The sequence below is a fragment of the Variovorax sp. GW458-11-26-14-LB1 genome (assembly GCF_059423965.1).
In genome coordinates this window covers 36,988-62,358 of the sequence record NZ_JBWKYW010000019.1, presented here as the reverse complement: position 1 = coordinate 62,358, position 25,371 = coordinate 36,988, and the positions used below count along the sequence as shown (strand labels likewise).

Sequence of the window (25,371 nt, the reverse complement as noted above, 5' to 3'; positions counted from 1 at the left end):
GAAAAGGAGAACGCCTCATGACGCTGCTCCAGGTCAAAGACCTCGTCGTCGAATTTCCGAACCGCCGCGGCACGCTGCGTGCGCTCGACCGCATTTCCTTCGACATCGCGCCCGGGGAAATCCTCGGCGTGGTGGGTGAGTCGGGTGCGGGCAAGTCGCTCACCGGCGCGGCCATCATCGGCCTGCTCGAACCGCCGGGCCGCGTGGCCGGCGGCGAAATCCTGCTCGAGGGCCAGCGCATCGACAACCTCGGTTTCGATGCGATGCGCCCCATCCGCGGTCGCAAGATCGGTGCGATCTTCCAGGACCCGCTGACCTCGCTGAACCCGCTGTACACGGTGGGCCGCCAGCTCATCGAGACCATCCGCACGCATTTGCCGGTGAACGAATCCGAAGCGCGTAAGCGCGCCATCGGCTTGCTGCAGGACACCGGCATTCCCGCCGCCGAACAGCGCATCGACCACTTCCCGCACCAGTTCTCGGGCGGCATGCGCCAGCGCGTGGTGATTGCCCTGGCGCTCGCGGCCGAGCCCAAGCTCATCGTGGCCGACGAGCCGACCACCGCGCTCGACGTGTCGATCCAGGCGCAGATCATCCAGCTGCTCAAGCAGGTCTGCAAAGAGCGTGGTGCGGCGGTGATGCTCATCACGCACGACATGGGCGTGATCGCCGAGACCTGCGACCGCGTGGCCGTGATGTATGCGGGCCGAATCGCCGAGATCGGCCCGGTGCACGAGGTGATCCACCAGCCCGCGCACCCCTACACCTCGGGCCTGATGGCGTCGATCCCCGACATGACGAGCGACCGCGAACGGCTCAACCAGATCGACGGCGCCATGCCGCGGCTCAATGCCATTCCGACCGGCTGCGCCTACAACCCGCGCTGCCCGCGCACCTTCGCACGCTGCCTGACCGAACGGCCCGAGCTGATGCATGCGGGCGCCACGCGCGCCTCCTGCTGGCTGCACGACGCCGCCGACCCGCATGCGGGCCAGGCCGAGATCGCCGCGCAGCACCACGACGCCCTGGCGGCCGGCGAGCGCGCCACGCCCGAGGCGGCCGAACCCCTGGCGGAGGTGACCCGATGAGCGCCGTGATCGAACCCCGCAAGGACGCTGCGGCAGCAAAGACCAAGACCGGCGAGCCGCTCGTGGTCGCGCACGACCTCGCGCGCACCTTCGACGTCTCGCCGCCCTGGCTCAACCGCGTGCTCGAACGCAAGCCACGCGTGCTGCTGCACGCGGTCGACGGCGTGAGCTTTTCCATCGAGCGCGGCAAGACGCTCGCGCTGGTCGGCGAATCGGGCTGCGGCAAGAGCACCGTGGCGCGCTTGCTGGTGGGCCTGTATGCACCCACGCGCGGCGGCCTGCAGTTCGACGGGCAGGACGCGCACGCCGCGTTCAAGACGCCCGAAGGCCGTCAGCTGCGCCGCCGCATCCAGATGATCTTCCAGGACCCCTACGCGAGCCTCAACCCGCGCTGGATCGTCGAGGACATCATCGGCGAGCCGCTGCGCGAGCACGGCATCCTGAGCGACAAGGACGCGCTGCGCCAGCGCGTGGGCGAGCTGCTGCAGTCGGTCGGCCTTTCGCCGCTGGACATGAGCAAGTACCCGCACCAGTTCTCGGGCGGCCAGCGCCAGCGCATTTCGATTGCCCGCGCGCTCGCCACGCAGCCCGAGTTCCTCGTGTGCGACGAGCCCACCTCGGCGCTCGACGTGAGCGTGCAGGCGCAGGTGCTCAACATCATGAAGGACCTGCAGCGCGAGCAGGGTCTGACGTACCTGTTCATCTCGCACAACCTCGCCGTGGTGCGTCATGTGGCCGACCAGGTCGGCGTGATGTACCTGGGCCGGCTGGTCGAGGTGGCGGACAAGCAGAAACTCTTCGCCGAGCCGCAGCATCCGTACACCCGCATGCTGCTCGACGCGATCCCGCAGATGAAGCACACGGGCCGTGCGCGCACGCCGGTGCAGGGCGAAGTGCCGAACCCGCTGAACCCGCCGACCGGTTGCGCCTTTCATCCGCGCTGTCCGCATGCGAATGCGCGGTGTTCGTCGGAGCGGCCGCAGCTGCTGAGCCTGAAGGGTGTGCAGGTGGCCTGCCACGCGGTGGAGGAAGGCCGTGTGTGAATGAGGGCGGCAGCCCGCAGGGCTGGCCGACGGACTTTCCGTACCGGCCGCACCTGCGCTTCTGCTCGCTGGGCAACGAGAACGTGCGGGAGGTGATGGAGGGCTTTCGCCTCGCCTGCGAACGCCTCGGCTACACCACAAGCATCGCGCCGGGGCCGGGTGTCGACAACGACGACATCAATCTCTTCTTTTTCGCGATGGGCCTGAGCCTGCCCTCGGACGACGAGCTGCCGCCGAACGCGATCGTCGTCAACTTCGAGCCGGCCCTGCCCGCGTTGCTTGCGGAGATGCCCGGCTACCAACGGCTGCTGCAGCGCGCCCATGTGTGGGAGTACAGCCTAGAGAACATGGTGCACCACCCGGCGCTGGGCATCCATCGATCCGACTACGTGGGCCCGGGCTTCGAGCCGCTGGCCACGCCGCTTCTGCCGGAGTCCGCGGTGCTGGACGACGCGCAGCAGGACATCGACGTCATCTTCTTCGGCGAGACGACGCCCCGGCGGCTGCAGGTGCTGGAGGCGTTGACGGCCGCCGGACTGCGGGTGGCCTACCCTTTTGGAAAGGCCTGGACGCCGGCGCAGCGCGACGCCTTGCTGCCGCGCGCCAAGGTCGGGCTGAACATGCGCAAGGCCGACCACTCCAGCACCGTGGAGCTGCCGCGCCTGTCGATCCTGCTGCGGCACCGCAAGGCCGTGGTATCGGAGCTGTATCCGCATTCCGAGATTCCGCCCGTGCTGCGCGACGCGGTCGAAGGGTGCACGAAGGACGAGCTGGTCGACCGCGTGCGCGCGCTGGTGGCCGATGCGCCGCGGCGGCGTGCGCTGGAAATGGCCGGGCCGCGGGCGCTGCAGTCCTTGCCGCCGCAGCATGAGGTGCTGGCGGGTGCGATGCAGCGTTATCTCGCGGCGGCTCGGCAGCGATGGGTGGGGCAGCAGGCGCTGAACGATGGTGGACCTGCTTCGCAGGTGTCGGTGCTGATGGTGACGCGCGACGATGAGACAAACGTCGCAGAGGCCTTGGCATCGATCGCTGAGCAAACCCTGCAGCCGCACCAGATCATCGTGGTGGACGACGGCTCCACCGACGCCACCGTCGCCGTAGTTCGCGCGCGCATGACCGCTGATCCGCGGCTGGCCGGGCTGCAGCTGTTGCAGGCGCCCGTTCGGATGGGTTGGGCGGCGGCCGCGCAATGGGGGCTGATGCAGGCGCGCGGCGATGCGCTGGCCTTGTGGTCGCCGACCGTGCGCTGTGCGCCCGAGCGCTTGCAGGTGCAGTCCGCGTTCCTGCGGACGTCGCCGGAGGTCGGCGCGGTCGGCGCCTGGTACACCCGCGACGGCGACGCGGAACCGCCGATGCAGCGGCTGCCGGAGATGCACGACCAGATCCTGGCCGCGCTGCTGGCGCATCTGCCGCATGAACAACCGCTGTGGATGGGCGGCCTGATGCTGTCGCTGCCCTGCATCCAGCAACGCGGGCTGGGCTTCGACGCCACGCTCGGCCGGTTCGCATGGCTCGGCCTGTTGCTGGAACTGGTGCGCGGCGGCGCGCGGCTCGCCAACCTCGGCATCAGTCTCAGCCAACTGACGACCCGCCACGTTGCGGGACTCGTGGAAACCGATGTGACGGCGCTGACCCGTGTGCGGGAACGCCTGCTGCCGCTGGTCTTCCCTGACGTGCCATCTGCCGATGCGCAGCGGCTGGCCCGGCTCTATGGCCAGCAATGGGCGCCCGATGCCGACGATGCCACGGCGCTGCTGCGCGACATGGCGGGCGCCTGCGCGCAGCAGGGCGACGTCCACGCGACCACCGTGCTGCGTGGTGAGAGCCTGCGCGTGCTGGCGGTGTATGCGGAGAACGGGCGACTGGCGCCGGGCTACCTCGACGCGCTGATGCGCGAGCCCTTGCTGCGCGATTTCCTGGCGCCGCTGGGCGAGCGCCTGCGTGCATTCGTGCCGTGAACCATGGCGCTTGCGCCGGGCGGTGTGCGTAAACGCACTTTCCCAGCCCTCACTCTGTTGCACAGTCCCGGGTTGGCCCCGAATCCACACCCCCTGACACGATGACCTCCACCCCGATGACCCGCCTGCTCGGCCGCCGCGGCTTTCTCATGGGCTCGGCGCTGGGCGCAACCGCCGCGCTGGCGTCGATGACCGAGATCGCACACGCGGCCGGCGCAGCACCGGCGCGCCGCATGCCCGTCATCTTCATCGGCCACGGATCGCCGATGAACGCGCTGGCGGACAACGCCTTCACGCGCCGCCTCGCCGCCTGGGGCCGCGAACTGCCGCGCCCCACTGCGATCCTCAGCGTGTCGGCGCACTGGCTCAGCCAGGGCGCGACCGGGGTCACGGTGCAGACGCGGCCCAAGACGATCCACGACTTCGGTGGCTTCCCGCAGGCGCTGTTCGACATCGAATACCCGGCACCGGGCCACCCTGCACTCGCGCGCGAAGCGATCGGCGCCGTCAAGCAAACGCCGGTGATCGCCACCGAGCAATGGGGGCTGGACCACGGCACCTGGACCGTGCTGAAGCACCTGTACCCGAAGGCCGACGTGCCGGTTTTCCAGCTCAGCATCGACTACGACAAGCCGGCCGCGTTCCACCATGCGGTGGGGCGCGACCTGGCGGCCTTGCGCGACCAGGGCGTGCTCGTGATGGGCAGTGGCAACGTGGTGCACAACCTGCGCGTCACCGACCGCGGCGCGCCCGATGGGCTCAAGGCCAGCCGCCCGTGGGCGCAGTCGTTCGACGAGGCGGTCAAGGCCGCGCTGGCCGGCCGGGACGACCGCGCGCTGATCGGCTACGAAAAACTCGAAGGGGCGTCGACCGCCGTGGCCATGCCGGACCACTACTTCCCCTTCCTGTATGCCCTGGGCGCTGCGGCGCCGGGCGAGCGTGCGAAGACGGTCTACGAAGGCTTCCAGTCGGGCACGCTCAGCATGCGCTGCCTTCAGTTCGGCTGAAGGCGCTGCGCGTTCGGCGGCGGTCTTACTGCTCCTCGCCCCAGGCGAAGCCGTCGCGCGCGATCATGGCGCTCGACGCGCTGGGGCCCCAGGTGCCGGCTGCATAGGGGCGCGGACCGCCGTCGGACTCCCACGAATCGATGAGCGGCTCGACCCAGCGCCAGGCTTCTTCCTGCTCGTCGCTGCGCACGAACAGGTTGAGGCGCCCGTCGATCACGTCCAGCAGCAGGCGTTCGTAGGCACCCACGCGTTCGGCGCCGAAGCGCTTGTCGAAGTCCAGGTCGAGCTGCACCGGCGCCAGTTGGGCGGCGCTGGCGTGGCCGTTGCCGCCGCGCTGGCGGTTGTCCTGCGCCTGCGCGAGCATGTGCAGTTCCAGGCCGTCTTTTGGCTGCAGGTTGATCACCAGCTTGTTCACGTTGCCCGCCGGTGCGCGGTAGATGGCGTGCGGCGTGGGGCGGAAGTTGACCTCGATGCGCGCGTCGCGCGAGGCCAGCCGCTTGCCGGTGCGGATGTAGAAGGGCACGCCGGCCCAGCGCCAGTTGGCGATCTCGGTGCGCAGCGCCACGAAGGTCTCGGTGCGGCTGTCGGGGTTCACGCCCGGCTCGTCGCGGTAGCCCTGCACCCGCTCGCCGTAGGCCGTGCCGGCCGTGTACTGGCCGCGCACCGCGTGCAGGCCCAGGCTCTCGGGCGTCCAGGGCTTGAGGGCGCGCAGCACCTTGAGCTTCTCGTCGCGGATGGCGTCGGCGTGCGCGTTGATGGGCGGCTCCATGGCCACGGCGCACAGCAGCTGCAGCGCGTGGTTCTGCACCATGTCGCGCAGGGCGCCGGTCTGGTCGTAGAAGGCGCCGCGCTTTTCCACGCCCAGGTCCTCGGCCATGGTGATCTGGATGTTGGCGATGTGCTCGCGGCGCCAGATGGGCTCGAACAGGGCATTGCCGAAGCGCATCGCGAACAGGTTCTGCACCGAGGGCTTGCCCAGGTAGTGGTCGATGCGAAAGACCTGCTTTTCCTCAAGCACCTTGCCCACCGCGGCGTTGATCGCGCGGTTGGAGGCCAGGTCGTGGCCCAGCGGCTTCTCGAGCACGACGCGGGTGCGCGGGCCGTTGAGCCCGGCGGCGGCGATCTGCTCGACCACCTGCGTGAAGAGCGCGGGCGCCGTGGCCACGTACATCACGACCGTCTTGGCGTCGCGCTGCTTGAGCAGGTCGGCCAGGCTGGCGTAGTCGGCGGGCTTGGACAGGTCCATGCGCAGGTAGTGCAGCATGGACGCGAACTTCTTGAACTCCTCGGGGGTGGGGCGCTTGGCGCCTTCGACGGCGCTGAAGCGCGACTGGATCAGCTCGCGGTACTGGTCGTCCGACAGGTCGTCGCGCGCCACGCCGACGATGCGCCCGTCCTGCGGCAGGCTGCCGTGCCTGAAGGCCTGGAACAGCGCGGGCATCAGCTTGCGCCACGCAAGGTCGCCAGTACCGCCGAACAGAACGAGATCGAAGCTCATGAGAAAACTTTCCTTTGTCTGAATGCCGAGCAGGCAACGTGCCAGTCGCGATGGTACTTGTACCGATTCGGCACACCTGTACTAAAGCTACGCTGTCCCATGGCCGCGAGGCCTTTTTTTATTGCCGAGGCAGGGGAATACCAATGAAGAAGCTTTTCACGGCAGCCGCGCTGCTGGGTCTGTCGGCCGCCGCGTCGGCGCAGACCGTCAACGTCATCTGCTCGGTGCAGGCCGAGTGGTGCAACGTGATCTCCACCGTCTACGCCCGCACCACGGGCGTGCGCATCAACATGGCGCTCAAGGGCTCGGGCGAGGCGCTGGCCCAGCTCATCGCCGAGAAGGACAACCCCAAGACCGACGTCTGGTTCGGCGGCACGGGCGACCCGCACCTGCAGGCGGCCGAGCAGGGGCTCACGCTCGAATACAAGTCGCCCACGCTCACGCAGCTGCATCCCTGGGCGCAGCAGCAGGCCAAGCAGTCGGGCTACAAGACCGTGGGCATCTACTCGGGCCCGCTGGGCTTCGGCTACAACCCCGAGCTGCTCGCCAAGAAGAAGCTGCCCGTGCCCAAGACCTGGGCCGACCTGCTCAAGCCCGAGTACAAGGGCGACATCCAGGTGGCCAACCCGGCCTCCAGCGGCACGGCCTACACCATGATCGCCACGCTGGTGCAGCTCATGGGCGAGGACAAGGCCTTCGACTACCTCAAGGCGCTGCACAAGAACGTCGGCCAGTACACCCGCTCGGGCACCGGCCCGATCAAGGCGGTGGCGCGCGGCGAAACCGCGATCTCCATCAGCTTCGTGCACGACGGCCCGGGCGAGAAGATGCAGGGCTTCCCGGTCGAAACCATCACGCCCAGCGACGGCACCGGCGCCGAGATCGGCTCCATGAGCGTCATCAAGGGCGCGCGCAACCTCGATGCGGCCAAGAAGTTCTACGAATGGGCGCTCACGCCCGCCGCGCAGGAACTGGGCGCCGCCAACAAGCAGTTCCAGCTGCCGAGCAACGCGAGCGCCAAGCTCGACCCGCGCATTCCTGACTTCAAGAAGATCAAGTTCATCAACTACGACTACGCCAAGTACGGCGCCAGCGCCGAGCGTCGCCGCCTGATTGCGCGCTGGGAAAAAGACGTCAACTCGCTGCCGCGCTAAGTGCAGGCGCGTTCCAACGAAGGCGCGCCGGCCAACCCGGCGTCCCTGGCCGCCGCCCGGCGCGCGCGGCGATGGATCTGGGCCTGGGTCGCGCTGGGCCTGGCGGCCTATCTCGTGCTGCCCTGGTATGCGATCCAGGATGCGACCTGGTACGAAGCCGTTCCGCAGGTCTTCGGGCAGGCGGAAGGCGCCAACGGCCTGATGCAGGCGGCCACGCAGGGCCGCAGCTGGCTCTTCATCGGGCTGGCCGGGTTGTTGTTGTGCGCCGTCGGCGCGGCCTTGCCGGCGGGCAAGGCGCAGGGGCGCTGGCTGCTGGCGGGCGGCGCGATCGGCGCCATCGGCCTGGCCGTGGCGGGCTTCACCATCGGCGCGCGCGGCTGGAGCGTCGCGGCGCTCAACACCCAGTTCGGCGAACTGGCCGTGAACCAGTTCGGCATCGGCGCGGGCGGCTTCGTGGCGCTCACGGCGCTCGTGCTGCTGGCGGCCTTCGGCATGGCGCGGCTCGGCCTGTTCAAGGGCGACCTGTTCGTCTCTGCCTCGGTGGTCGGCTGCGGCGTGCTGATGGCGTTGTTCATCGCCTACCCGGTGAGCCGTGCGCTGTCGGGTGCTTTCTTCAACGAAGACGGGCAGTGGTCGATCGCGGCCTTTGCGGCGCGCGTGTTCACCGAGCGCATCTGGGGCCTGGGTTGCCTGGCGGGCGGGGTGCGCTGCGGCGTGGCGTGGAACACGCTGGTGCTGGCGCTGCTCACCGCGGCCGGGACCACCTTCCTGGGCACGCTGATGGCGCTGATGGCCGAGCGCGGCAACCGGCGCGGGCAGGGCGCATTGCGGGTGCTGGCGCTGCTGCCGATCATCACGCCGCCGTTCGTCGTCGGCCTGGGCCTCATCTTGCTGTTCGGCCGTGCGGGCATCGTCAACCAGGTGCTGGAGAACGTCTTCGGCATCGAGCCCACGCGCTGGTTCTACGGCATGCCGGGCGTGCTGGTGGCGCAGCTGTTCGCCTTCACGCCCATCGCCTTCATGATCATGCGCGGCGTGGTGCAGGGCATCGCGCCCAGCCTGGAAGAAGCTGCGCAGATGCTGCGCGCCGACCGGCGCCGCGCCTTCTTCACCGTGACGCTGCCGCTGCTCAAGCCCGGGCTGGCCAACGCCTTCCTGGTCGGCTTCATCGAGAGCATTGCCGACTTCGGCAACCCGGTGGTGGTGGGCGGGCAGTTCTCGGTGCTGTCGACCGACATCTTCTTTGCCATCGTCGGCGCGCAGTACGACCAGGGCCGTGCCGCGTCGCTGGCCTGGGTGCTCACGCTGTTCGCGCTCGGCGTGTTCGCGCTGCAGCGCGGGCTGCTCGGCAAGCAGAACTACACGACGGTGAGCGGCAAGGGCGACGCCGGCATCGCGATGGCACTGCCTGACGGCGTGCGTCGCACCATCCAGTGCATCGCGCTGCCGTGGATCGCCTTCACCGCCGTGGTCTACCTGTTCGCCTTCGCGGGCGGCTTCGTGCAGACCTGGGGCCGCGACTACAGCTTCACGCTCAACCACTTCAAGAGCGCCTTCGCGCTGGAGTGGGGCCAGTTCGGGCTGGTGTGGGCCGGTACGGCGTGGAACTCGCTGATCACCACGCTGAAACTGGCCGGCATCTCGGCGCCGATCACCGCGGCGCTGGGCCTGCTGATCGCCTGGCTGCTGGCGCGCAACGAGTTCAAGGGGCAGGGCGCCTTCGAGTTCGGCGCGCTGCTGGCCTTTGCGATCCCGGGCACGGTGCTCGGCGTGAGCTACATCCTGGCCTTCAACGTGCCGCCGTTCGAGCTCACGGGCACCGGGCTCATCATCGTGCTGTGCTTCATGTTCCGCAATCTGCCGGTGGGCGTGCGGGCCGGCACGGCGGCCTTCAAGCAACTCGACCGCTCACTCGACGAGGCCTCGCTGATGCTGCGCGCATCGACCTCGCAGACGCTGTTCAAGGTGGTGCTTCCGCTGCTCAAGCCGGCGCTGGTGGCGGCGCTGGTCTACAGCTTCGTGCGCGCCATGACGACGGTGAGCGCCGTGATCTTCCTGGTCACGGCCGAGAACGAACTGGCCACCACCTACATCATCGGCCGCGTCGGCAATGGCGACTACGGCATCGCGCTCGCCTACTGCACGGTGCTCATGGTGCTGATGTCGCTGGCCATTGCGCTGGTGCAGTTCGTGGTCGGAGAGCGCAAGTTGGGAAGACGCGGGGCCACGCCCAATCACCAAGGGCATCACAAAATGGAAAGCCTCTCCGCATGAACGGTATCGAATTCCGCAACGTCACCAAGCGCTACGGCACGGACAAGAACGGCCCGATGGCCGTCAAGGGCATCAGCTTCGAGGTGCCGGTGGGCACGCTCACCACCATCCTCGGCCCCTCGGGCTGCGGCAAGACGACCACGCTGCGCATGATCGCGGGGCTCGAATCGCCGACCTCGGGCTCGATCTTCATGGGCGGGCGCGACGTCACCACGCTCGGCCCGGGCGAGCGCAACGTGAGCATGATGTTCCAGAGCTACGCGCTGTTCCCGCACATGAACGTGATCGAGAACGTGGGCTACGGCCTGCGCATGAGCGGTGTGAAGAAGGACGAAGCCACGGTGCGCGCGCGCGAGGCGCTCAGGGGCGTGGGCCTGGTCGGCTTCGACGAGCGCCTGCCCAGCGAGCTGTCGGGCGGCCAGCAGCAGCGCGTGGCCCTGGCGCGCGCGCTGGTGCTCGAGCCGGCGGTGCTGCTGTTCGACGAGCCGCTGTCCAACCTCGACGCCCGTCTGCGGCGCGAGATGCGCGAGGAGATCCGCTCGCTGCAGCAGCGCCTGAAGCTCACCGTGGCCTACGTGACGCACGACCAGAGCGAGGCGCTGGCCGTGAGCGACCAGATCATCGTGATGGACCACGGCGTGATCGCCCAGCGCGGCACGCCCGAGCAGCTGTACGGCCGCCCCGAGAGCGAGTTCGTCGCCGGCTTCATGGGCGAGGCGATGGTGTTCCCGGCCGTGGCACAGGCCGACGGCAGCGTCACGCTCGGCCCGCTGCGGCTGCAGCCGCGCTACGCGGTGGCGCCCGGCACGGTGAAGGTGGCGGTGCGGCCCGAGGCTTGGGACATCGGCGCGCTCGACGGCCTGCCCGCCACGCTGCGCAAGTCGGCGTACCTGGGCAGCTTCTACGAATACGGCTTCGACACCCCGCTGGGGCCGGTCTTCGTGGTCTCGACCGACCTGTCGCGCCCGCTGGCAGCCGGCACGCAGACCACCCTGTCGCTCGGAACCCATGGCGTGAGCGTGGTGCCCGGCGCATGAAACAATGGCGCCATGAACGTGGTTTTCGATCTTGGCGCCGTGCTGTTCGCCTGGGAGCCGGCACGGCTGGTCCAGGCCCATCTCCCCTCTCACGCCCCCACTGACGCCGCCGCCGCGGCCCTGGGCCGGGCCCTTTTCCATCACGACGACTGGACCGGCTTCGACTGCGGCACCCGCACGCTGGACGATGCCATCGCCCGCATGTCGGCGCGGCTGGCGCTGCCCGCCGAGTCGCTGCACGCCATGCTCGACGGGCTCGGGGAGCGGCTGGCGCCGATCGACGTCACGGTCGCGATGCTCGAGGAGCTGCTCGTGCAGCGCGATGCCGGCGAGCCGCTGCGGCTGTACTACCTGTCGAACATGCCCGTGCCGTTCGCCCGCGCCCTCGAGCGCCGGCACGCCTTCATGCGGCGTTTCGACGGCGGCGTGTTCTCGGGCGACGTGAAGTTCCTCAAGCCCGAGCGCGAGATCTACGAGCTGCTGGCCATGCGCCACGGCCTCGACCCCGAGCAGACGGTGTTCATCGACGACTCGGCCGCCAACGTCGAGATGGCCCGCGCCTTCGGCTGGCACGCCATCCATTGCACCGCGCCCGACAAGCTGCCGGCGCAACTGCAGCGCTACCTGCCGGTGAGCACCACCCTGTCGGTGTCGAACCCCAGGCTGCGGGCGTAGTCCAGCTCGGCCTGCAGCGCGTCGTCCTCCAGGCGCGGCGCGCGCGACAGCACCCAAAGGTACTCACGGTCGGGCGTGCCGACCAGCGCCACTTGGTAGTCGCGGTCGAGCTTCAAGATCCAGTAGTCGCCCCACACCAGCGGCAGCCAGCCCATCCAGGCGGGGGCGAAGCGCACCTGCAGCCGTCCCGCGCCGGGTTGGCCGGCCACGGGCACCACGCGCGCGCTGCCGATGGCCTCGTCGAAGTTGCCGTCGTCGCGCACGCAGCGGTTGCGCACCTGCACGGTGCCGTCGGGCTGCGGCGTGTACTCGGCGCTCACCGGGCCGGCGCACTGTTTCTGGAAGCGGTTGGGCAGCCGCGCCTGTTCGTGCCAGACGCCGGCGTAGCGGTGCAGGTCGACCGGCGCCACCACCTGCAGCGGTGCGCGCATCAGCGGGGCGCCGTCGGCCGGGCCGGCGGGCCGGGCACGGGCCGTGCGCGCGGCGCCCAGCGCGTACCAGGTGGCCACGCCGCCCACGACGAAGGCGGTGGCCATGGTGCCGATCGCGTGGCTGGTGCGGCGGTCGTCGAAGGCGCGACCGGCGGCGGTCGCGGGGCGTGGGGGGCGAGGGGTCATGAGGGCTCCTGGGGAAAGTCGTTCTCGGCGTGGATGCCGCGTCCCGTTCAGGGTGCCCCGGGCCGCGGCCGGCTGCCGTCAGCCGGGGACCACAGCCCCTGTAGGGCAGGGCGGCCGACAACCCTTCGCGCTGCAGGCCGATGGAGCTTCGCGAAAACCCGTGCTACGGTTCGCATGAAAACATCGACCGCCGCGCAACTGCGTGCAGGACTTGTCACACCCCTCCCCGGATAATTGATTTCATGAACCAACTCGATGCACTCCGCCAGTGGACCACCGTGGTTGCCGACACCGGCGACTTCAAGCAGCTCAGCATTTCCAAGCCGCAGGACGCGACCACCAACCCGTCGCTGATCCTCAAGGCCGTGCAGAAGGCCGAGTACCGGCCGCTGCTCGATGAAACCGTGAAGGCCCATGCCGGCAAGCCGCTCGACGAAGTCATCGACCGCCTGCTGGTGCGCTTCGGCACCGAAATCCTCTCCATCATCCCGGGCCGCGTGTCCACCGAAGTCGACGCCCGCCTGTCGTTCGATACCGCCGCCACCGTGGCCCGCGGCGAGCGCATCGTGGCGCTGTACAAGGCCGAGGGCATCGACACCGAGAAGCGCCTGCTGATCAAGGTCGCCTCCACCTGGGAAGGCATCGAGGCCGCGCGCCTGCTCGAGCAGAAGGGCATCCGCACCAACCTCACGCTGCTGTTCTCGTTCGCGCAGGCCGTGGCCTGCGGCGCGGCCGGCGTGCAGCTCATCTCGCCCTTCGTGGGCCGCATCTACGACTGGTACAAGAAGTCGGCCGGTGCGAAGTGGGACGAAGCCGCCAGCGCGGGCGCCAACGACCCGGGCGTGAAGTCGGTGCGCGAAATCTTCAACTACTACAAGCAGCAGGGCATCAAGACCGAGGTCATGGGCGCGAGCTTCCGCAACGTGGGGCAGATCCAGGCGCTCGCTGGCTGCGACCTGCTGACCATCAGCCCCGAGCTGCTGGCCGAGCTGGCCGCGAGCAACGAGCCGCTCACGCACGCGCTCGACGCCAAGGCTGCCGCGAGCGGCAACGCAGAGAAGCTGAGCTACGACGAGGCGGGCTTCCGCTTCGCGCTCAACGAAGACGCCATGGCCACCGAGAAGCTTGCCGAAGGCATCCGCGCCTTCGCGGCCGACGCCGTGAAGCTCGAAAAGCTCATGCAGGAAAGCGGCAAGTAAACATGACCATGACCCTGCGCTGTGACCGCGCGCCGGCCTGGGCGCAACTGCAGTCCAGCTTCGACACGGCCGGTCGCCAGTTCGACCTTCGCCATGCCTTCGTGGAGGACGCCGAGCGCTTCGCGCGCTTCAGCCAGGAGGCGCCGCACGTTTTCGCCGACCTGTCGAAGAACCTGATCGACGCGCGCACCGAGGCGCTGCTGTTCACGCTGGCGCGCGAATGCGGCCTCGAAGCCCACCGCGACGCCATGTTCGCGGGCGCGCACATCAACAACACCGAAGACCGCGCCGTGCTGCACACGCTGCTGCGCGCGCCGGCCGATGCGGCCACCGGCCGCCAGACGGCCCACGAGTTGCGCGAGGTGCATGCCACGCTCGACGCCATGCTGGCCTACGCCGAGAAGGTGCGCAGCGACCACACGATCACCGACGTGGTCAACATCGGCATCGGCGGCTCCGACCTCGGCCCGCAGATGGCCGTGCTGGCGCTCGCGGAGTTCGTGGCGCCGGGCAAGCGCTTCCACTTTGTCTCGAACGTCGACGGCCACGAGCTGGCGGGCGTGCTCAAGGGCCTGGCGCCCGAGCACACGCTGTTCCTGGTCGCCTCCAAGACCTTCACCACGGCCGAGACGATGACGAACGCGCTCTCGGCCAAGCGCTGGTACGAGCAGTCGGGCGGCACCGACATCGCAGGCCATTTCGCTGCGCTCACCACCAACGTCGAGGCCGCGAAGCAGTTCGGCATCGACACCACCTTCGGCTTCTGGGACTGGGTGGGCGGCCGCTATTCGCTGTGGTCGGCCATCGGCCTGCCGATCGCGCTGGCCATCGGCGCCGACGGCTTTCGCCGGCTGCTGGCGGGCGCGCATGCGATGGACGAGCACTTCCGCACCGCGCCGCTCGAGCAGAACCTGCCCGTGCGCCTGGGCCTGCTCGACGTCTGGTACCGCAACTTCCACCGCTTCACGAGCCGCAGCATCGCGCCGTACCACAGCGCCCTGAAGCGCGTGCCGGCCTATCTGCAGCAGCTCGAGATGGAGAGCAACGGCAAGCAGGTCGATGCGAGCGGTGCGCCGCTGGCCTTCGGCACCTCGCCCGTGCTCTGGGGCGAGCCCGGCACCAACGGCCAGCACGCCTACTTCCAGATGCTGCACCAGGGCACCGACGTGATTCCGCTCGAATTCATGGCGGTGCGCGACGCCTCGCACGACCTTGACGGCCACCACCCCAAGCTGCTGGCCAATGCGCTCGCGCAGGCACAGGCGCTGATGGTCGGCAAGCTCGACGAAGGCGGCCACAAGAACTTCCCGGGCAACCGGCCGAGCACCTTCTTCGTGTTCGAGAAGCTCACGCCCGAAGCACTGGGCGCCTTCCTCGCGATGTACGAGCACCGTGTGTTCACCAGCGGCGCGCTGTGGGGCATCAACAGCTTCGACCAGTGGGGCGTGGAGCTCGGCAAGGTGCTGGCGCGCGACATCGAGCCGCGCCTGGCCTCGGGCGATGTCTCGGGGCTCGATGCCTCCACGGCCGGCCTGCTGCAGCGGCTGAGCACCTGACGGCGCACGTCACTGCAAGCCTCGCAAGCCTTGGCCAAAGGCTCTATCCACTAGGCCTTTAGGCCATTGGTTTGCAGCGCGGTGGCCGGTTTGGCCGAGTTTGTCGTTGCACAGCGCGCCGATATGATGGCCTCGGGGAAATTTCCCTGGGATTCATCAAGAGGAGCGAGTCAATGGACTTTCAAACAGCGGTCAAGACGTGCATCGCCAAGTACACCGATTTCACGGGTCGTGCGTCGCGTTCCGAGTTCTGGTGGTTTTTTCTGGCCCAGTTCGGCGTGCTCGTCGTGACGGGCCTGATCCATGAGTACGTGTACTTCATTGCAGCGCTGGCCCTGCTTCTGCCCGCCCTCGCGGTGGGCGTGCGCCGCCTGCACGACATCGGCAAGAGCGGCTGGTTCTTGCTGCTGTCGATCATCCCGCTGATCAATCTGGTGCTGATCTACTTCTTCGTTCAGCCGACGCAGCCGGAGAGCAACGCCTACGGCGAACCGCCGAGCGCCTGAGCTTTTTTCCTTCGAAGGGCCGCACACGCGGCCCTTTTTCTTTGGGGCGCCAGGTGGCTCAGGCCACCGCCGCCTCGATGGACGCAGGTGCAGCAGGCGCACCGCTTGCCATCCGCACGCACAGGTCGAAAGCCTGCTGCAGCCCTTCGATCTGCGCCACGCCCTGGCCGGCGATGTCGAAGGCGCTGCCGCTGGCCGATGTGGCCACGGGCACAGGCAGCCCGCCGTGCAGGGTCACGCCCTGCTCGAAGCCCATGAGCTTCATCGCGATCTGGCCCTGGTCGTGGTACATCGACACCACCGCGTCCACGTCGCCGCGCCGTGCGCCGATGAACACGGTGTCGGGCGAGAACGGGCCGCGCGCGTCGTGGCCTTCGGCGCGCAGCTGTTCGATGGCGGGCGCGATGATCTCGATCTCTTCCATGCCGATCGAGCCGCCGTCGCCCGCGTGCGGATTGAGGCCGGTCACGGCGATGCGTGGGTGTGTCACGCCGGCGCGGCGCAGTGCCGACGCGATGATCTTCACGGCGTCGCTCACGCCCTCCACCGTGATGTGCCGGGCCACGTCCTTCAGCGGAATGTGCGAGGTCACGCGCGAGGTCCACAGCGATCCGGTGAGGTTGAACTCGCAGACGAAGCCGGTGACGGCGAAGCGCTCCTGCATGTAGCGCAGCTCGTCCTCGTGCACGAGGCCGCCCAGGCGCAGCGAATGCTTGTTGAGCGGCGCGAAGAGGATCGCGTCGGCCTGGCCGTTTCGCACGGCCTGCGTGGCCAGCTCCAGCGCTTCGAACGAGGCCCGGCCCGAGCGCTCGTTCGATTCGCCGAGCACCGGCTCCTCGCCCGCCATCCAGTCGCGCACGAGGAGGCTCGGCCGGCCGTCCTCGAAGCGCAGGCTGTCGAGGGCGTTCACCTGCAGCGGGGCCAGCTTCGCGCCCGCCACGCGCTCGCCTGCGGCCAGCACGACGGGGTCGGCGATCAGCAGCACGCGCGCGGCGTCGAGGTTGCGCTGGCGCGCGAGCAGCTTCACGGCCATCTCGGGGCCGACGCCGCTGGGGTCGCCGAGCAGCACGGCGATGCGGGGTTTGGCGGAGGTCACGCGCGGGGTTGTCGATGGGGTAGACATGGTCGGCAATGGAGGTGGAGAAAAGAGAAAGAAGGGACGGCTTCACTCGGCCTTGATGCGCGCGTCGCGCACGAGCCGGCCGTAGTGGTCGAACTCCTGCCGGTTCATCGCCGCGAAGGGTTCGCCGGTCAGCGTGCCGGGCTCGCCGCCCAGGGCCTTGATGCGCGACTGCACGTCCGCCAGGCCCATCGTGCGCGTGAGTTCGGCGCTCAGCCGTTCGACCGCCGGACGCGGCGTGCCGGCCGTCGCGTACAGGCCGTACCAGGTCGACACGTCGGCGCCCTTGACGCCCTGCTCGGCCAGCGTGGGCACATCGGGCAGCTCGGGCGAGCGCTGCGGTGCGCTCACGGCCAGCGCGCGGAACTTGCCGGCGCGGATCTGGCCCATGGCCGACGAGGTGCTGTCGAACATCATCTCGACCTCGCCCGAGATGATGTCGATGTGCGCCTGCGAGCTGCCCTTGTAGGGCACGTGGATCGAGGTCATGCCCGTGGCCAGGTTGAAGGCTTCGCCGCCCACGTGCTGCGTGCTGCCGATGCCCGACGACGCGTACTTGAAGCCGCCGGGTCTGGCCGCCATGGCCGTGAGCAGGTCCTTCACCGATTTGTAGGGCGAGCTGGCCGACACCACCAGCACGTTGGGCATCACGGCCACGAGGCCGATGGGTTGCAGGTCTTTCAGCGGGTCGTACTTGAGCTTGAGGATGTGCGGCGCCACGGCCTGTGCCGTGTTGGTGGCGAGCAGCAGCGTGGCGCCGTCGGCCGGCGCGCGGGCCGTGAGTTCGCCGGCGATGGTGTTCGATGCGCCGGGGCGGTTCTCCACCGTCACGGGCTGCTTGAGCACGGGCGCGAACTTGTCGGCCAGCACGCGCGCGAGGATGTCGGTGCCGCCGCCCGGCGAGGCGCCGACCAGGATGCGCAGCGGCTTGTCGGGGTAGGCCGGCTGCGCGCCCGCGTTCAGGCAGGCGGCCAGCGCCAGGAGCGCCGCCAGGCCGGCACCGCGGGCCAGGGGAAAGAGGGTCATCGCGTCGTCTCCTGCTTGTTGTGGGCCCGAGCCTACGGAGCTTCGGTCGCGCGATCCAATCGAAAAAGGCCGAAGCTCCATATACTTTTGTGCATGAAACCCGGCCTCACCGACGCTTCGCTGATGCTGCATGTGAGGCCGCGCCAGCTGCTCCTGCTGGCCCGGCTCGATGCGCACCGCCACCTCGGCCGCGCGGCCGAGGCCATGAACATCAGCCAGCCCGCCGCCACCAAGCTGCTGCAGCAGCTGGAGGAGTCGCTGGGCGAACAGCTCTTCGAGCGCCTGGCGCGCGGCATGGCGCCCACGCCCTACGGCGAGATCCTGATCCGCTACGCCCACCGCGTGCTCAGCGACTTCGGCACCGCGCGCGAGGAAATGCTCGCGCTGCGTTCCGGCCTGAGCGGCGCGCTGCGCGTGGGCAGCGTGCCGGGCGCGGTGCCCGAGCTGCTGGCACCGGCGCTGGTCGCCTACCACCTGCGTCATCCGCAGGTGGCCGTGTCGGTGGTGGTCGAGACCAGCGACCTGATGCAGGCGCAGCTGGAGCAGGGCGACGTCGACCTCGTGCTGGGCCGCCTCACCGACGGCCACGACGAGGCCAAGTACGCGAGCGTGCCGCTGCTGGGCGAGTCGCAGGTGGTCGTGGTGCGCGCGGCGCACCCGGTGTTCGAGCGCGCGGCCACGGTCACGCTGGCCGAGATGGCGACCTGGTCGTGGGTGCTGCAGCCGCCGGGCTCGCCGCAGCGCGGGCGCTTCGAGGCGGCGATGCGCGAGGCGGGCATCCAGGCGCGGCTCGACATCATCGAAACGGCATCGCCCATCGCGATCACGGCGCTGCTGGAGAACTCCGACATGGCCGCCGTCATGCCGGCCTCGCAGGCCAACCATTACGGTCGGCTGGGCGTGCTGCGCACCGTGCCGGTCGAGCTGCCGGTGCGCGTGCCGCCGATCTGCCTCATCACCCGCGAGGACCGCGCGCTGTCACCGGCGGCGGCGCAGTTCCGACGCCAGCTGCTGGGCGGGCACGCGTGACGGGCGAGAACTTCAGTCGGACAGTTTTCCATCCTGAATTGCGTTAACTAGGGATTTCACTAGCCAACTGGTGCAAGAGAGTACTGGTTGGGCCGCTCGAAATACCAAAATCGCAAGCGCGTTTCTCCAGAATCCGGGCACGGCGACCACGATACCGAGGCGTCGCTCACCCAAGGAGACACCATGAAGCGCTTTCTGAAAGCGGGCCTCGCCCTCGCACTCATCGGCACGGGCCTTGTGTCCCACGCCGCCACCGAACTCGTGATCGCGACCGTCAACAACGGCCACATGATCGAGATGCAGAAGCTCACGCCCTTCTTCGAAAAGGCGAACCCCGACATCAAGCTCAAGTGGGTCACGCTCGAGGAAGGCACGCTGCGCCAGCGCGTGACCACCGACATCGCCACCAAGGGCGGCCAGTTCGACGTGATGACCATCGGCCTGTACGAAGCGCCGATCTGGTCGAAGAAGGGTTGGCTGCAACCCATCGCCACCGATGCCGCCTACGACGCCGATGACCTGCTGCCCGCCATTCGCGCCGGCCTGTCGCACGAAGGCAAGCTCTACGCGGCGCCCTTCTACGGCGAGAGCTCGATGCTCATGTACCGCAAGGACCTGGCCGACAAGGTCGGCTTCAAGATGCCCGAGCAGCCCACCTGGGCGCAGGTGAAGGAGCTGGCCGGCAAGATCCATGACCCCAAGGGCGGCCTGTACGGCATGTGCCTGCGCGGCAAGCCGGGCTGGGGCGACAACATGGCCTTCCTGACCACGCTGGTCAACACGAACGGCGGCCAGTGGTTCGACATGCAGTGGAAGCCGCAGATCGACACCAAGCCCTGGAAGGACGCGATCGGCTTCTACGTCGACCTCATGAAGGCCTACGGCCCGCCGGGCGCTTCGGCCAACAGCTTCAACGAGAACCTGGCGCTCTTCAACGAAGGCAAGTGCGGCATGTGGGTCGACGCGACCATCGCGGCCTCGTTCATCAGCGACCCCAAGCAGTCGAAGGTGGCCGACAAGGTGGCCTTCGCGCAGGCCCCGGTGGCCGTGACGCCCAAGGGCGCGAACTGGCTGTGGACCTGGAACCTGGCCATTCCCGCCAGCTCGACCAAGGGCGCCGCCGCGCAGACCTTCGTGAAGTGGGCGACCTCCAAGGAGTACGTCAACCTCGTGGCCAAGGAGCACGGCTGGGGCACGGTGCCCACCGGCACGCGCAAGTCGACCTACGCGAACCCCGAGTTCCAGAAGGTCGCCAATTTCGCCGCCGCCGAGAAGAAGGCCATCGACAGCGCCAACCTCAGCGACAGCACCTTGCCCAAGTCGCCGTACGTCGGCGTGCAGTACGCGGCCATTCCCGAGTTCCAGGCCATCGGCGTGGCGGTGGGCCAGCAGATGAGCGCGGCACTGTCGGGCAAGGTCACTGTCGACCAGGCGCTGAAGACTTCGCAGCTCGCTGCGGAACGCGAAATGAAGAAGGCCGGCTACTACAAGTAAGCCACGCTTCTTCCCCTCTCCCCGCGGGGAGAGGGCCGCAGCCTGAGAGGAACAGACCATGAAAAGACTCCTGCCCCGCGCCCTCATGGCGCCCGCCGTGCTCACGCTCTTCCTGTGGATGATCGTGCCGCTGCTGATGACGTTGTACTTCTCGTTCGTGAACTACAACCTCATGCAGCCCGGCGAACGCACGTTCGCGGGCATCGAGAACTTTCACTACTTCGTCACCGACCCCGACTTCTGGCCGGCCACGTGGAACACGCTGCTGCTCATCGGCAGCGTGATCGTCATCACGGTGGTGTTCGGCGTGCTGCTCGCGCTCCTGGTGAACGAGCCCTTCCCGGGCCGCGGCATCGTGCGCGTGCTGCTGATCTCGCCCTTCTTCGTCATGCCCGCAGTGAATGCGCTGCTGTGGAAGCACATGATGATGAACCCCATCTACGGCATCCTGGCCGACGTGTGGCGCTTCTTCGGCGCGCAGCCGGTCGACTGGCTCACCGACGTGCCGCTGTTCTCCGTGATCATCATGGTGGCGTGGCAGTGGCTGCCCTTCGCCTGCCTGATCTTCATCACCTCGCTGCAGTCGCTCGACCGCGAGCAGATGGAAGCGGCGCGCATGGACGGCGCGAGTTCGTTCCAGCGCTTCTTCTATCTCACCATTCCGCACCTGGGCCGCCCGATGGCCGTGGTGATCATGATCGAGATGATCTTCCTGCTCAGCGTGTTCGCCGAGATCGCCATCACCACCAATGGCGGCCCGGGCAACGAGAGCACGAACATGACCTACATGATCTTCAAGCAGTCGCTCATGAACTTCGACGTGGGCGTGGCGTCGGCCGGTGCGTTGTTCGCGGTGGTGCTGGCCAACATCGTGGCCGTGTTCCTCATCCGCATCATCGGCAAGAACCTCGACTGAAGAAGGAACGACCATGCAACCCAGCAACTTCCTTCCCCAGCTGCTGCGCACCGTCGGTGCGTGGGCCGTGGCACTGCTTCTGTTCTTCCCGCTCGGCTGGCTGTTCCTCACGGCCTTCAAGACGGAGCTGCAGGCGATCCACGTGCCGCCGCTGTTCATCTTCGAGCCCACGCTCGACAACTTCGGCGAAGTGCAGCGCCGCAGCGACTACCTGCTGTACGCGCGCAACTCGCTGATCACCAGCCTGGGCTCGACGATCCTGGGCCTCCTGATCGCGGCACCCGCCGCGTACTCGATGGCGTTCTTTCGCACGAAGAAGACGCGCGACATCCTCATGTGGATGCTCTCCACCAAGATGATGCCGGCCGTCGGTGCGCTGGTGCCGATCTACGTGCTCGCGCAGACCGCCGGCATGCTGGACTCGCTCACCGCGCTCACCATCGTGTTCACGCTGTCGAACCTGCCGATCATGGTGTGGATGCTCTACAGCGCCTACAAGGACATTCCGAACGAGATCCTCGAAGCCGCGCGCATGGACGGCGCGAGCCTGTGGACCGAGTTCCGCCATGTCGTGATGCCGCTGTCGGTCGGCGGGCTCGCATCGACCGGCTTGCTGTGCCTGGTGCTGAGCTGGAACGAGGCCTTCTGGGCCCTGAACCTAACCTCCGCCAAGGCCGGCACGCTGGCCACGCTCATCGCCTCGTACTCCAGCCCCGAGGGTCTGTTCTGGGCCAAGTTGTCGGCCGCCTCGCTGATGGCCATCGCGCCCATCGTCGTGTTCGGCTGGTTCAGCCAGAAGCAACTGGTGCAAGGCCTGACCTTCGGCGCCGTCAAGTAAAGAAAGGGAGACATCTCATGGCCTACCTCGAACTCAAGAACATCAAGAAGAGCTTTGGCGACGTCCACATCATCAAGGGCGTCGACCTGCAGATCCAGAAGGGCGAGTTCATCGTCTTCGTCGGGCCTTCGGGCTGCGGCAAGTCGACGTTGCTGCGCCTGATCGCGGGGCTCGAACCCATCACCAGCGGCAACCTGCTGCTCGACAGCAAGGACATCACCTGGACGCCTTCGGGCAAGCGCGACCTGGCGATGGTGTTCCAGAGCTACGCGCTGTACCCGCACATGAGCGTGTACGACAACATGTCCTTCGCGCTGAAGCTCGCGGGCGTGGCCAAGGACGAGATCAAGACCAAGGTCGAGTACGCGGCCAAGACGCTGAACCTCACGCAGTACCTGGACCGCACGCCGAAGGATCTGTCGGGCGGCCAGCGCCAGCGCGTGGCCATCGGGCGCGCGATCGTGCGTGCGCCCAAGGTGTTCCTCTTCGACGAGCCGCTGTCGAACCTCGATGCGGCTCTGCGCGGCAACACGCGCGTCGAGATCCACAAGCTGCACCGCGCGCTCGGCGCCACCACCATCTACGTCACGCACGACCAGGTCGAGGCCATGACGCTGGCCGACCGCGTGGTGGTGCTGAAAGACGGGCTCATCGAACAGGTCGGCACGCCGCTGGAGCTGTACGACCGCCCCGCCAACCAATTCGTCGCACAGTTCATCGGCATGCCGTCGATGAACATGGTGGCGGCGAGCGCCATCCCGAGTTTTTCCGCCGCCACCGGTGGGCGCCTGCCCAGCGACGGCTTCCTGGGCGTGCGCCCCGAAGGCCTGCGCGTGCATCCGAAGCAGGGCGTGGCCGCCGGCGTGCCGGGCCGCGTCGAGCTCATCGAGGCGCTGGGCGCCGACACGCTGATCCACGTGGACGTGGGCGGCGTGCCGCTCATCGCGCGCCAGAACGAACGCACGCCGCTGCAGGCCGGCGACGACGTGGCGGTCGAGCTCGACCCGTCCGTGCTGCACCTGTTCAGCCGCGAAGGCCGCGCTGTCGCCGCCTGATCCGACGACCCTCACTTTCAACGGACCTTCCCCGTGACCCTCGCAGCAGCGGGCCTCGTGCCCACCCCACCGGCACCCTCGGAATTCACGGTGCTTCACCTCGGCCTCGGCTCGTTCCACCGCGCCCACCAGGCCGTCTACCTGCAGCGGCTGATCGATGCGGGCGACACCCGCTGGTCGCTGTCGGGCGCCAACATCCGGCCCGACATGGCCGAGGTCGTCGCGGCGCTGCAAGCCCAGGGCGGGCGCTACACGCTCGAGACGGTGTCGCCGGCCGGCGAGTACCGCTACGAGCAGATCGAAGCCATCCGCGAGGTGCTGCCGTACGAGCCCTCGCTGGCCCCGGTGATCGCGCGCGGCGCCGCGCCGTCCACGCGCATCGTCTCCTTCACCGTGACCGAGGCCGGCTACTACCTCGACACCAAGGGCAAGCTCGACCTGTCGTTCACCGACCTCGCGGCCGACATCGAACGCGCACGGCGCGGTGAGGCCGGCGAGACGATCTACGGCGCGGTCTGCGCGATCCTGCGGGCACGGCATGCCGCGCAGGCGGGCCCCGTGACGCTGCTGAACTGCGACAACCTGCGCCACAACGGTGACCGCTTTCGCGCGGGTCTGCTCGAGTTCATCGCACTCGTCGGCGACGCGCCGCTGCAGGCCTGGGTTGATGCCAACACCCGCTGCCCGAACGCGATGGTCGACCGCATCACGCCGCGCCCGCCGCCCGAGCTGCGCGCGCGCGTGCGCGCCGCCACGGGCCGCGACGACGGCGCGGCGGTCACGGGCGAGAGCTTCATCCAGTGGGTGATCGAAGACGACTTCATCGCCGGCCGGCCCGACTGGGGGCGCGTGGGCGTCGAACTCGTCGAATCGGTGCAACCGTATGAAGAGGCCAAGATTCGCATCCTCAACGCCACGCACAGCTGCATCGCCTGGGCCGGCACGCTGGCGGGGCTGGGCTTCATCCACGAAGGCACGCACGACGCGGCCATCCGCCGCATGGCCTTCGACTACGTGACCGACGACGTCATTCCGTGCCTGAGCCCGAGCCCGATCGACCTCGCGGCCTACCGCGACGTGGTGCTCGACCGCTTCGGCAACCCCGCGATCCGCGACACCAACCAGCGCGTGGCGGCCGACGGCTTCTCGAAGATCCCGGGCTTCATCGCGCCGACCGTGCGCGAGCGGCTGGCGGCGGGGCAGGGCATCGACAGCGTGGCGATGCTGCCCGCGCTGTTCCTCGCGTTCCTGCAGCGCTGGCGCCGGGGCACGCTGCCCTATGCCTACCAGGACCAGAGCATGGACGACGCCGCCGCGCACGCCATCTGCGACGCGGTCGATCCGGTGGCGGCGCTGTGCGCCGATGTCGGGCTGTGGGGCAGCCTCGCAGGGGATGCGCGGCTGGTCGATGCGGTGCGCCGTGCCGGTGCGCGCGTGGCGCGCTTCACCGAAGAGAAGGCCGCGCCATGAGCGGCCGCCTGCAGGACCGCCATGTGCTGCTGACCGGCGCGGGCGGCGGCATCGGCCTGGCCGTGGCCGAGGCCTGCATCGCCGAGGGCGCGCGCTGCAGCGTGATCGACCGCGCGACCGCCGCGCCCGAGGCCGTGCGCGCGCTGCAGCAAGCCCACCCCGACACGCTCGCCTACATCGCGGCCGACGTGACCGACACGCAGGCCATCGCGCACATGCTGGCCGAGGCGCAGGTCGCCTTCGGCCCCGTCCACACGCTGTTCAACAACGCCGCCGTATTCGACCTCGCGCCGCTGCTCGATAGCGACGAGGCCTCGTTCGACAAACTCTTCGCCGTCAACGTGAAGGGCATGTTCTTCGTGATGCAGGCCGTGCTGCGCCACATGGTCGAGGCCGGCACGCCGGGCGCGTCGGTCATCAACATGGCCTCGCAGGCCGGACGCCGCGGCGAGGCGCTGGTGTCGCACTACTGCGCGACCAAGGCGGCCGTCATCAGCTACACGCAGAGCGCCGCGCTGGCCATGGCGCCGCACGGCATCCGCGTCAACGGCATCGCCCCCGGTGTGGTCGACACGCCGATGTGGGACCATGTCGACAGCCTGTTCGCCAAGGCCGAGGGGCTGGCGCCGGGCGAGAAGAAGCGGCGTGTCGGCCTCGCGGTGCCGCTCGGGCGCATGGGCGTGCCGGGCGACATTGCCGGGGCGGCGGTGTTTCTTGCCAGCGACGAGGCGCGCTACATCACGGCGCAGACCCTCAATGTCGACGGTGGCAATGTCATGAGCTGAACCCTACCTTCCTTCCGCATTTCTGC

General features: G+C 68.6%; 22 protein-coding genes. 18 read left to right on the top strand and 4 right to left on the bottom strand.

Annotated features, from left to right (window positions below):
• The first annotated feature begins 17 nt into the window (after positions 1-17).
• From AC07YS_RS14910 to ygiD, 4 genes are all read left to right on the top strand, one after another.
• Entirely contained in the window at positions 18-1,088 is a 1,071-nt protein-coding gene (locus tag AC07YS_RS14910; RefSeq protein ID WP_495269959.1) for an ABC transporter ATP-binding protein, read from the top strand.
• Positions 1,085-2,131: an ABC transporter ATP-binding protein gene (locus tag AC07YS_RS14905; RefSeq protein ID WP_495269960.1), complete on the top strand. Its 1,047-nt coding sequence runs from the start codon at positions 1,085-1,087 to the stop codon at positions 2,129-2,131. Before AC07YS_RS14910 ends, AC07YS_RS14905 begins: the two co-directional genes overlap by 4 nt.
• Positions 2,128-4,089: a glycosyltransferase family 2 protein gene (locus tag AC07YS_RS14900; RefSeq protein ID WP_495269961.1), complete on the top strand. Its 1,962-nt coding sequence runs from the start codon at positions 2,128-2,130 to the stop codon at positions 4,087-4,089. Before AC07YS_RS14905 ends, AC07YS_RS14900 begins: the two co-directional genes overlap by 4 nt.
• A 101-nt stretch (positions 4,090-4,190) precedes the next feature.
• Positions 4,191-5,096 (top strand): 4,5-DOPA-extradiol-dioxygenase, encoded by a 906-nt coding sequence (gene ygiD / locus AC07YS_RS14895; protein WP_495269962.1) that lies wholly within the window; start codon positions 4,191-4,193, stop codon positions 5,094-5,096.
• Between the two features lie 25 nt (positions 5,097-5,121).
• Here the strand turns inward: ygiD and zwf are convergent, their stop codons facing one another.
• Entirely contained in the window at positions 5,122-6,594 is a 1,473-nt protein-coding gene (gene zwf / locus AC07YS_RS14890; protein WP_492742372.1) for a glucose-6-phosphate dehydrogenase, read from the bottom strand.
• Positions 6,595-6,737: 143 nt separating this feature from the next.
• On the opposite strand from zwf, the gene AC07YS_RS14885 reads away from it, so the two are divergent.
• From AC07YS_RS14885 to AC07YS_RS14870, 4 genes are read left to right on the top strand one after another with little or no spacing between them, the layout of a single operon-like run.
• Entirely contained in the window at positions 6,738-7,748 is a 1,011-nt protein-coding gene (locus AC07YS_RS14885; RefSeq protein ID WP_062472650.1) for an ABC transporter substrate-binding protein, read from the top strand.
• The gene (locus tag AC07YS_RS14880; protein ID WP_495269963.1) at positions 7,749-10,022 is read left to right on the top strand and encodes an ABC transporter permease; all 2,274 of its coding nucleotides are present in this window, start codon (positions 7,749-7,751) and stop codon (positions 10,020-10,022) included.
• A complete protein-coding gene (locus AC07YS_RS14875) occupies positions 10,019-11,059 on the top strand; it encodes an ABC transporter ATP-binding protein (protein ID WP_062472653.1) in 1,041 nt (346 codons plus the stop codon). The genes AC07YS_RS14880 and AC07YS_RS14875 overlap by 4 nt, the downstream gene beginning before the upstream one ends.
• Positions 11,060-11,071: 12 nt before the next feature.
• Entirely contained in the window at positions 11,072-11,734 is a 663-nt protein-coding gene (locus AC07YS_RS14870; RefSeq protein WP_070059991.1) for an HAD family hydrolase, read from the top strand.
• Here the strand turns inward: AC07YS_RS14870 and AC07YS_RS14865 are convergent.
• The gene (locus tag AC07YS_RS14865) at positions 11,680-12,351 is read right to left on the bottom strand and encodes a lipocalin family protein (protein WP_447741314.1); all 672 of its coding nucleotides are present in this window, start codon (positions 12,349-12,351) and stop codon (positions 11,680-11,682) included. The two genes, AC07YS_RS14870 and AC07YS_RS14865, sit on opposite strands and share 55 nt — an antisense overlap.
• Before the next feature lie 242 nt (positions 12,352-12,593).
• Between AC07YS_RS14865 and tal the strand changes: the two genes are divergently transcribed.
• The 3 genes from tal (at position 12,594) to AC07YS_RS14850 (ending at position 15,612) form a co-directional block, all read left to right on the top strand.
• On the top strand, positions 12,594-13,550 hold the full coding sequence (gene tal, locus AC07YS_RS14860; protein WP_495269271.1) for a transaldolase: 957 nt from the start codon (positions 12,594-12,596) through the stop codon (positions 13,548-13,550).
• Positions 13,551-13,552: 2 nt separating this feature from the next.
• Positions 13,553-15,106, top strand: a complete 1,554-nt coding sequence (gene pgi, locus AC07YS_RS14855) for a glucose-6-phosphate isomerase (RefSeq protein ID WP_495269272.1) — start codon at positions 13,553-13,555, stop codon at positions 15,104-15,106.
• Between the two features lie 173 nt (positions 15,107-15,279).
• Complete coding sequence (locus AC07YS_RS14850; protein WP_354345485.1) at positions 15,280-15,612, top strand: DUF805 domain-containing protein; 333 nt, start codon at positions 15,280-15,282, stop codon at positions 15,610-15,612.
• Between the two features lie 58 nt (positions 15,613-15,670).
• Here the strand turns inward: AC07YS_RS14850 and AC07YS_RS14845 are convergent, their stop codons facing one another.
• Positions 15,671-16,735 (bottom strand): 4-hydroxythreonine-4-phosphate dehydrogenase PdxA, encoded by a 1,065-nt coding sequence (locus AC07YS_RS14845; RefSeq protein ID WP_495269273.1) that lies wholly within the window; start codon positions 16,733-16,735, stop codon positions 15,671-15,673.
• Between the two features lie 42 nt (positions 16,736-16,777).
• Positions 16,778-17,758, bottom strand: coding sequence for a Bug family tripartite tricarboxylate transporter substrate binding protein (locus AC07YS_RS14840; RefSeq protein WP_495269274.1), 981 nt, complete (start codon positions 17,756-17,758; stop codon positions 16,778-16,780).
• A gap of 93 nt (positions 17,759-17,851) precedes the next feature.
• On the opposite strand from AC07YS_RS14840, the gene AC07YS_RS14835 reads away from it, so the two are divergent.
• The 7 genes from AC07YS_RS14835 to AC07YS_RS14805 all read left to right on the top strand — a co-directional run bounded on the left by AC07YS_RS14835 (position 17,852) and on the right by AC07YS_RS14805 (position 25,345).
• Positions 17,852-18,787 (top strand): LysR family transcriptional regulator, encoded by a 936-nt coding sequence (locus tag AC07YS_RS14835; protein ID WP_447741320.1) that lies wholly within the window; start codon positions 17,852-17,854, stop codon positions 18,785-18,787.
• Positions 18,788-18,970: 183 nt separating this feature from the next.
• Positions 18,971-20,281 carry an ABC transporter substrate-binding protein gene (locus AC07YS_RS14830; protein WP_495269275.1) on the top strand — a complete coding sequence of 437 codons (1,311 nt, stop codon included), beginning with the start codon at positions 18,971-18,973 and terminating at the stop codon, positions 20,279-20,281.
• Positions 20,282-20,339: 58 nt separating this feature from the next.
• On the top strand, positions 20,340-21,197 hold the full coding sequence (locus AC07YS_RS14825; RefSeq protein WP_070059984.1) for a carbohydrate ABC transporter permease: 858 nt from the start codon (positions 20,340-20,342) through the stop codon (positions 21,195-21,197).
• Positions 21,198-21,210: 13 nt separating this feature from the next.
• Positions 21,211-22,035, top strand: coding sequence for a carbohydrate ABC transporter permease (locus AC07YS_RS14820; RefSeq protein WP_013539656.1), 825 nt, complete (start codon positions 21,211-21,213; stop codon positions 22,033-22,035).
• Between the two features lie 17 nt (positions 22,036-22,052).
• The gene (locus tag AC07YS_RS14815; RefSeq protein ID WP_495269276.1) at positions 22,053-23,090 is read left to right on the top strand and encodes an ABC transporter ATP-binding protein; all 1,038 of its coding nucleotides are present in this window, start codon (positions 22,053-22,055) and stop codon (positions 23,088-23,090) included.
• A gap of 90 nt (positions 23,091-23,180) precedes the next feature.
• Complete coding sequence (gene dalD / locus AC07YS_RS14810; RefSeq protein WP_495269289.1) at positions 23,181-24,560, top strand: D-arabinitol 4-dehydrogenase; 1,380 nt, start codon at positions 23,181-23,183, stop codon at positions 24,558-24,560.
• On the top strand, positions 24,557-25,345 hold the full coding sequence (locus tag AC07YS_RS14805; protein WP_095743731.1) for an L-iditol 2-dehydrogenase: 789 nt from the start codon (positions 24,557-24,559) through the stop codon (positions 25,343-25,345). The genes dalD and AC07YS_RS14805 overlap by 4 nt, the downstream gene beginning before the upstream one ends.
• Positions 25,346-25,371 lie beyond the last annotated feature (26 nt).